This is a genomic window from Roseofilum sp., assembly GCF_982964205.1.
The window spans coordinates 1-9,012 of sequence record NZ_CEZBFX010000161.1 but is presented as its reverse complement, the minus strand read 5'-3'; the positions used below and the strand labels follow the sequence as shown (position 1 = coordinate 9,012).

At 46.4% G+C, this 9,012-nt stretch carries 2 protein-coding genes; one reads left to right on the top strand and one right to left on the bottom strand.

Annotated elements, in window-relative coordinates; translation table 11 throughout:
* A partial coding sequence (gene radA / locus AC3A14_RS23030) for a DNA repair protein RadA (protein ID WP_318735727.1) occupies positions 1 to 1,044 on the bottom strand: 1,044 nt, incomplete at its 3' end.
* A 578-nt stretch (positions 1,045 to 1,622) separates the two neighbouring features.
* Here radA and AC3A14_RS23025 point away from each other — a divergent pair.
* The gene (locus AC3A14_RS23025; RefSeq protein WP_487779183.1) at positions 1,623 to 8,831 is read left to right on the top strand and encodes an eCIS core domain-containing protein; all 7,209 of its coding nucleotides are present in this window, start codon (positions 1,623 to 1,625) and stop codon (positions 8,829 to 8,831) included.
* Positions 8,832 to 9,012 lie beyond the last annotated feature (181 nt).

The window sequence follows — 9,012 nt, the reverse complement described above, 5'->3', positions numbered from 1 at the left end:
CCCCTCACAAGCCACAATGGTACAAGTTCCCGATACTTTCTCATCCCGATTGCCCAAAAACAACTCCGAGGGATTCGGTACTTCTGCCAACCCTTGAGCCACCATTTCAAACACGCCAATTTCATGGGTCGCGCCAAAGCGATTTTTCATCGATCGCAACAACCGATGGGAGGCAAAGCGATCGCCCTCAAAATACAATACCGTATCCACCAAATGCTCCAAAACCCTCGGCCCCGCCAAAGACCCATCTTTCGTCACATGACCAACAATAAATAAGGTAATATTTTCCCGTTTCGCCACCTGCATCAGTGCGGACGTACACTCGCGCACCTGAGCAACCGAACCCGGAGCAGAAGACAAAGACGGAAAATAAATCGTTTGAATACTATCAATCACCGCTAAACGGGGTTTCAGCGCTTCCAACTCCCGTAAAATTTCCTCTAAATCGGTTTCGGGTAACAGAAAAAACTTCGATTGTGGCTCTTCCAACTTTTCCCCTTTTTTGCTCTTCGGTTTCGGTTCGATGACGGCATCAAATCCATGCTTAAGTTTCGGTTTCTCCTCTTCTTCCTCTTCCTCTCCCACTCCTAACCGCGCTGCCCTTAATTTCACCTGTTGCCCCGACTCTTCCGCAGACACATATAATACTGCATGATTTTGGGAGAGTTGATTGGCCATTTGCAACAGCAGCGTCGATTTCCCAATCCCCGGTTCTCCACCAATGAGTACCAAAGACCCCTGGACAATTCCACCACCGAGTACCCGATCTAACTCTGAATATCCCGAATCCATGCGTAAAACTGCTTGGTCAGAAATGGCATCCAAGGTAATGGCAGCACGAGGCTGACCGCTCTGGGTCGGCGATCGCCCCCCATCCTTTCGCCACTCCTGATTGAGTAACCCCAAACGGTTATTGGTGGTCACCGGGCCGCTCACCTGTTCAATCAGAGAATCCCAACTGTTGCAAGCAGAGCATTTACCGAACCATTGCGAAAATTCTGCCCCACATTGATTGCAAATGTAGAGGGTTCGAGACTTGGCCATAACTGTGATTTTACTCTTCTTGTTTGCATTATGGCAGATCTTGTCCTTATCCCTCATCAGAGCAAGAAAATACTCCCTCAGAACAGTCAGAGCAGATCGGGACTTGATGTTACAATATAATTCAGATTTTTGACTGCAAACCGATTCCTCTGCCTCTAACTCTCCAGCTCCAACAACTCGATATTCCCCCGGGTCAAAGACTCCTCATTCATGACCTAAACTGGGAAGAATTTGAGCAGTTTTTAATTGAACTGGGAGAAAAACGTACCAGTCGCATTGCTTACAGTCACCATACTACTGAAAATGTATGTCCTAGAAGATGGGGAATATAAACCGATTAAACAGAGTGAAATTTTTCCAGAATTTCCAATAGTAGATTGGGTAAAAGAGGGATTGCAAAGAAATCATGAGATAGGACGAAGTCCTACCTTACGGGAATTTCGGCAACAGATTCGACTCTTGGAGAATTGATCCGAGAAAATCTAAACAATCTCAACGAATTGGCATCCAACTCGATCGCCATGTTAACATAGGACTCAACTCTCTCCTTTCTGGGGCCACAAGCGAGATCGTCAGCTATGGCAACTAAAACCAAAACCCAAGTTCCGGTCACTCCCACTCCCGCAGTTCCGGCCAAAAATGCTCTCCCTACACCGAAACCCTTTACTGAGCATATTCCCTTACTAGAAACCGATACTGAGAGTGCGACTGTACAAATGACGGCGATGAGCGAGCCGCCTCCTAATGAGCAGGGGAAGGGTACAGTGCTAAACGATCAGGGAACAGGCGATCGCCCCACCCCATCTTCCCTAGGGTATCAATTTAGTCAAATTGATGTAGCTCCCCGAAAAATTAATCCGGCTTTGTTGCCATCTCAAACCGAGGATGAAGACCGACATAGATTGCGGCAAGATGGAACATTCGAGACCAGTCAAACAGTAGAAAAACGGATTCAAGCCAAACAGGGAAAAGGACAACCCTTAACGAATAGGACGCGATCGTTTATGGAAGATCGGTTTGGCAATGATTTTAGCCAAGTGCGAATCCATACCGATAGCACAGCCGTCCAGTTAAGCCAAGACCTGCAAGCCAAAGCCTTTACCCACGGTCACGATATTTACTTTAATTCTGGGCAATATAACCCAGGTTCAACCAGCGGGAAACGGCTTTTAGCCCACGAATTGACCCATACTATTCAGCAAAAAGGGGCGAAACTCAAGCCCAAAAAAGTCGATCAAAAAACGACTAAATCGAATAAAATCTCTTCGGAAATTGCCCAATCAACAACCGAGAAGCCAATCAAACGTAAACCCTTAGCCCAAAAGATTCAACGAAAACAAACAGCTAAGGGGATTGAAGTCAACTTGAAGCCTTTAGAGGGTCAGATTCAGCGTAAAGCATCCATGAGTGGTATTGATGTTAATCTCAAACCCCTGGGCAGTAATGTGCAACCGAAACCAGAGTACAGTGGTATCGATGTTAACCTGAAACCCCTGCCTAAACCAATTCAGCAGAAACCAGAAAGTGAAGGGAATGGAATTGACGTTAACCTAAAACCCCTCGCCCCTAAGGTACAACCGAAGGAAGAATACAGTGGGATAGATGTTAACTTAAAACCATTGGCAGCCAGAATTCAACGAACACCAGGAAAGAGCATTAAGATCCAACCTGAACTGATAGTCGGTGCGCCAGGCGATCGCTACGAACAAGAAGCCGATCTCATGGCCGATCGAGTCATGAATGCTTCTACTCCAGTACAGCGAGACGAAGAACCCGAACAACAACCCGATAACACCACCCTACAGTCTTCCCCGGAAACCCTGCAACGGGTCAATGGTCGCCCCAACCGTCGTCGCACCAAAGCCATACCCTATGCAGCCATATTAGGTAACCATGAAGAAAGCGAAGACGAACAGAACGTTAATATCACTCTGAAGCGGGAAGAGGAGGCAGAAGAGTCTCCCGCTCAACCCCCAATGGCGGAATTTCCACAAGTGAATACCGATGAACAGAACGTTAATATTACCTTGAAGCGAGAAGAGGAGGCAGAAGAGTCTTCCGCGCCACCTCCAGAGGCTCACTTCCCACAAGTAAATACCGATGAACAGAACGTTAATATTACCCTCAAACCTGAACCTAACCCAGTCATTGAATCCCCTGTAGAAATCAAGGATTCACCCGCTACTGTGCAAGCTGATAGTGATGGGTCATTTCAGGCCAGTAGTGGCATAGAAAGCAAAATTAAGAGTAAAGAAGGGGGCGGTTCCTCCTTACCCACAGAGACCAAAGGCTTCATGGAATCTCGCTTTAACAACGACTTTAGCGGGGTTCGGGTGCATACCGACAGCGATGCGGTGCAAATGAACAAAGATCTAGGAGCCAAAGCCTTTACCCACAAGAAAGATATCTATTTTAATTCGGGACAATATAACCCCGGTTCTACCGGTGGCAAACATTTACTCGCCCATGAACTCACCCACACCATTCAACAAACGGGCCCCAGTGTGAAAACTCAGCCGGATGTTCAGAAAGCAGACGATCGGGACACGGAAGATGAAACCGAAAACAAAGATACCAGTACAACGCCAGTGGAGCAGAAGACTGAGATCACTGAAGATGACATGGATGAAAATGAACGGGAAAAACTAGCCAAGAGGGCAGAAAAGACAGAAAAAGAGGGAGAGAAAGGCAAGAAAGACAAGCAAGGTAAGGAAGAGGGAGATAAGGAAGGGGAGGATAAAGACAATCAACAACAAGATGTTCCTGCGCCAACCGATGAGAGTGAATTAACCCCACCCGATATTAAAGATGAACTAGAACAGGGCCTGCAAACTCCTCCGAAAGGGCCTCCGATGCCGATTATGGTGCCCCAGGTTTCTTCGGATCAGGGGGATTTTAGCGACCCGATGCAAAATCCGGCCTTTAATGCCGTTAAGCAACAAATTGAACAACAGGGCGAACAGTTCTCCAGCCATGACGATCCGCAAAAGGAAGTGGTGGAAACTCAGGAATCGGTGGTTGACCCAAATAAACAAGACCGGGATGCCAAGGGGAAGAAAACGGACACTTCATCGAGTTTAGACCCGGAAACGTTCGATCGCGAAGCCTTTGTGCAACAACTTTTAGCGGCATTGGGTATTGAAGAACCCAAGAAGATGAAAGATGTTGAAAGTGGGGGTGGAGTCGGATCGGAAGTTGAAGGAACCGTTAAAGATGAGGTGGGAGGGGCGACCAAAAAAGCGGGAGGAGGGATGCCGGAGTCTACCCAAGTAGCTCCCGATCCGACGGTGGAAACGCCCAAAATCGTCAAGGAAATGCCCCCTGTAGAGGACAAGATAGCGGTTGATGAGCCGCCGGTGAATCCAGAACTTGCCGTTCCGCCAAAGACTTCTAACAAGGATGTTGAAGAGCCGTTGAAGGAACAAACGGAGAATTTAGAAGATACCTTTGGCCCGATTCAACCGAAGTTGATCGTTGGAGGACCCCAGGATAAGTACGAGAAGGAAGCGGACTCGATGGCGGATCGGGTGATGAAAATGGGCGATCCGCAGCCGAAAGTGCAGCCGGAACTCGAGCCAAAACGAAATAAGTTAAAGCAGGCGAAACTAGAGCGAACCGTCGATCCCCATGTGATGCGGGCAAAATCGTTAGCGGAGATGATTCAGCGATCGCCCCAGTTAATCATCCAGCGCAAAAATTCTGTTGAACCCCAAACCATTGAGCAACCCAACAAAGAGATTACCCTGACCACCGATAACATGGAAACCTTCGGGGATATGGGGGGCGATAAGGCGATCGATAGCTTGAAAGAGTCTAGGGACTTTAGCGAAAAAGGGCCCAAAGAGTTTCGAGAAAAGGAACAGGGAAGCATTTCCGAAACCCAAACCCGAAACAAGGAAAAAACCCAACAGACCAAAGAGCAACAAAAAGGGGTTCGCACCCAAACCATGGTCGATATGACCACCAAAAAACAAGAAACCAAAGGTGCAAATGAAGCAGCTCGCCTCAAAATTACCGCCAAACTGAATAAGATTTACGAAGAATCCCAGGCCAGAGTCAATGGTATCCTGGCGGAAATGGATGCCGGAGTCCAACATCGCATGGACATGGGCTTAAAGTTAGCCCGTCGAGCCTTTGAAATGGTGCAAAAAGCTGCTTTCAAAAAATGGAAAAAAAATTATTACTATCATCGCCACGGCATTAAGATTAAAATCCTCTGGAAAAAATTCAAGATTTTCAATATCTTTCTCTGGGCAAAAGAAAAGCTATTTACCGGTCTTCCTGACGAAGTTAACCAGATCTATAGCGATGCCAGAGAAGTCTATGTCAGCTTCCTAAGACAATCGATTGGTGGCACAGCGAACTATCCCCCAGCCGTAAAAACCAAGGAAGTTAAAAGTGTCCTGAAAATCACCAAAGGGTTGTATGCCAAACTCCAACCCATTGCTCCCTTTGTGGAGAAGAAAATGATCGAAGCCAAAGCTGCCATTGATGAAGGAAAAGCCAATTTTCAGGCAGCCGTGGATGAGTTAGGGCCAGAAGAAAAGCAACTGGCCGAAGGCGCGATCGCGAATATTAAAGGACAGTTTGATGGTTTAGAAAATAACGTTAAAGCCTATCAAGACAACTTAATTAGTGATATCACCGAGAACTACAAGCAAGGCCTGCAAGAAATTGATGACCGTATTGAAGCACTCAAAGCGGCAAATGAAGGATTAGTCAAGAAAGCCCTCGCTTTTATTGGGGATTTAATGATCGCCATTATCAAAGCCCTATTGACTCCCATCAAGTGGGTGTTATCTAAGTTTGGCATTGATACCTCAATTTTAGATGCCATTATTGAAGACCCCGGCGGATTCATGAAAAATCTATTCACCGGACTCAAAGATGGTTTTCTCAATTTCGCGAAGAATTTCCCCAAACACTTCATCAATGGGATGGTTGAGTGGCTATTTGGTAATCTTGGCCCCATTACACTCCCGAAAAAATTTGATATTCAAGGCTTTTTCCAAATCTTCATGCAGATCATGGGTCTGACCGTTGACTCCATTTTTGATGTAGCATCTGGAGTTTTTGGCAGCGACCTGATTGGTGCAATTCGGAGCGCGATCGAAGGAGCCGATATTGAGGGAATAATTGCCGGTTTAGATGAAAAAGTGGGCATGGTTGTTCAGTTGTTTTATACCTTGGTCAAAGATGGTATTGGCAAAGCCTGGTCATTCCTGATTGATATCTTTAATGAGATGAAAATGGAGTTCATCAAAGAACTCACCATTATGGCAAGCATTGAAGTGATTAAAGCGGCAACAACCTGGTTGATTGGGATTTTGAATCCAGCAGCCGGAATTGTGAAAATCATTAAAGCGATCGTCGATGTGATTATTTGGTTTGCCCAGAACTATGAACAGGTGGTTGAGTTAATTAAAACGATTTTTGCGGGAATGACGGCGATCGCCAATGGAGACACCGCAACCTTCTCGCTGTCGGTGGAAATGGCTCTCGCTCGAATTATTCCCATTGCCTTGGGATTCATGGCGAGTTTGATTGGTCTGGGAGGTATTGTTAACAAGATTCGTGGTATTCTAGAGAAAATTACCGGATTTTTCCGCAGAAAACTAGAGAAGCTATTCCAAGCTGTGGTTGCTCCCATCAAGAAAAAAATTGATGAGTTAAAAGCTAAAGCGAAAGAAAAATACGAGGCGGCTAAAGCTAAGGTAAAAGAGAAGTATGAGTCAGTCAAAGCTAAGGTAAAAGAGAAGTATGAATCGACTAAAGAGAAAGTCAAAAGTGCGTTTAAGAGCGACAAGGAAGAAACAGAAGAAGACCGGGAACGCAAGCGCCAAGAAGAAGAATATAAGCGCAAAGTAGAGCAGCAAAAAGATGAAGTCAAGGAAATGGTTTCCGAGGGAGAAACCAGCGGCGAACGGTTGATTAAAACGGAACGCAATCCCAAGGAAGTCAAACAAGGGCTAGGCGGACTCGAACAATCGATAGAACAAGGTAAAGAGTTTGCCACGGTTGGTAGTCTCAAACTCAAACAAGGGTTCTTTGATTGGAATGAGTATAAGGTAGTTGGAACGATCAAGAAAGAGAAAATTTCTAAGACTAGCACAAGCAGTGGTACAGTGCAACGGAAGACGGATAAGTGGAAAGATAAGAAAAATAAGCTGATTGTGGAAGATGATTCGGTCAGCAATGAGTTTGTTCTCAAAGCCAAACTGATGGATGAATCGGATGTTTTACCCAATTTGGGTCGGGACTTGGAGAAAAGGGCCCGTAAAGATAAAGACCCGGACAAAATCAGGCCAGTTTTACCGAAGTTGAAACAACAGTATGATTTAACCTCAATTGAGTTGAATAATAAAACGGGGATTTTCGATCGCCTCGCCCGTGAGGTTGAGTATGAAATCGTCGCCCTTGTGCCCAAGGAAGAAACAGAAGCGAGTCGCAAAGCTGCCCCCGGAAAACTCCTCAATGCGCCCATTCAGGGGAATCTGGAGCAGGCTATTCAGCGATCGCAAGGAAAAGGCGAACCCCTAAGCGAACCGGTGCGCCAACCCATGGAACACGCTTTTGGGGTAGACTTTAGTGGCGTGAGAATTCACCGCAATAGTGAAGGCGATCGGCTCAGTCGCTCCCTCAACGCCCAAGCCTTCACCACCGGAAAAGACATCTACTTCCGTAAACACACTTATCGTCCAGATACCCCCTCTGGAGGTCATTTACTCGCCCACGAACTCACCCACGTCGTTCAACAGTCCGGCAACAAACCCCAAGTCCAGCGCACCCCCTTCTTCCCTGACCGCCTCGTGCAGCGCCAAGGAGACGGGCCGCCCCCCAAACCCCTCTTCAGCCTTGGGGACAACCTCACCCTTATCCAGCGCAAAAAAAACAAGAAAGACGATGATGGCGGTGGCGATGATACCGAAATAGAAACCCCAACTTCTGACACTGGAGAAACTCCCGAAGTCGAAAGTCCCTCAGAGTTCAAACAAAAAGCCACCGTTGCCGGAGCCGTTGCCGTAGGTACAGCCATAAAGCTCAATGAATCTCGCACTAAAACTGATGTTGATGTTTACAAAGACATCGATAAAAAGAAAGGTCGTCTAGAAGTATTTGTGAGAATCAAACGCACCAAAACAAAAGCTAAAAAACAGAAAATGAAAGCAGTTGAAGCAGGCGAGGAACCTGGAATTCCCGAATTTACCCGCACCCTAATTGCCAAACATATCGAAACCATTGTCCGTCAAGACCCCAGCCCCGAAGTGGTGCAGAAAAAACTTGCTGAAGTGACCCTCAAATTTGACCTCGATCTGGTCAAAGTCGTTGGATTTGCTGCCGTTGGTCAAAGCTTTGAATATAAAGTCTTGGCCCAAGGAAATCCTAGAGCCGTTGCCCAGAAAAAAATCGAAGACATGCTCAAAAAAATGGCTAAAATGAGCGGCCCCAAACAACAGCAAGAAACGGTTACTGAACAAGACACCCCCACAGATATTCCCACAGAAACCCCAGCTCCCGATCCCACCCCTGACGAAACAGAAACCAAGAAAAAATCCTCTCAAGAGACTCAAGAGGGGACTTCAGAAACGACCTCAGAGAGACCCCCAACGACCACTACACCCATAAAATCCCAAAAAGCTAAAACGACCAAAATGAAAGGCTCTGGGCAAGAAACCGATGAGGGTGTCCCCCAACAAACCTTGAGTGCTAAAACTCAAATCAAACCTGGAGGCGATCCTAAAACCCTCTTTGTCACGGTTCGTGTCGATCCCGAAGACAAGAAATAAACTTCAGATATGATAGGCAATAGGTAATTCGTAAAATAATTACGTTTAATTCTATGGCTGCACCGATCTGCGATACTTCCCCAAACGAACTTCCCTTACAATTGTGGCAACTGTCTACTTGGGTCATTGATACCCCTCTTTTGTCACTCTGCCGAATCAAGATAGGAATTAAGATAAGGGA

Excerpts from the sequence above, each read along its gene's own strand:
- AC3A14_RS23025 (WP_487779183.1), top strand. The coding sequence starts at position 1,623 with ATGGCAACTAAAACCAAAACCCAAGTTCCGGTCACTCCCACTCCCGCA.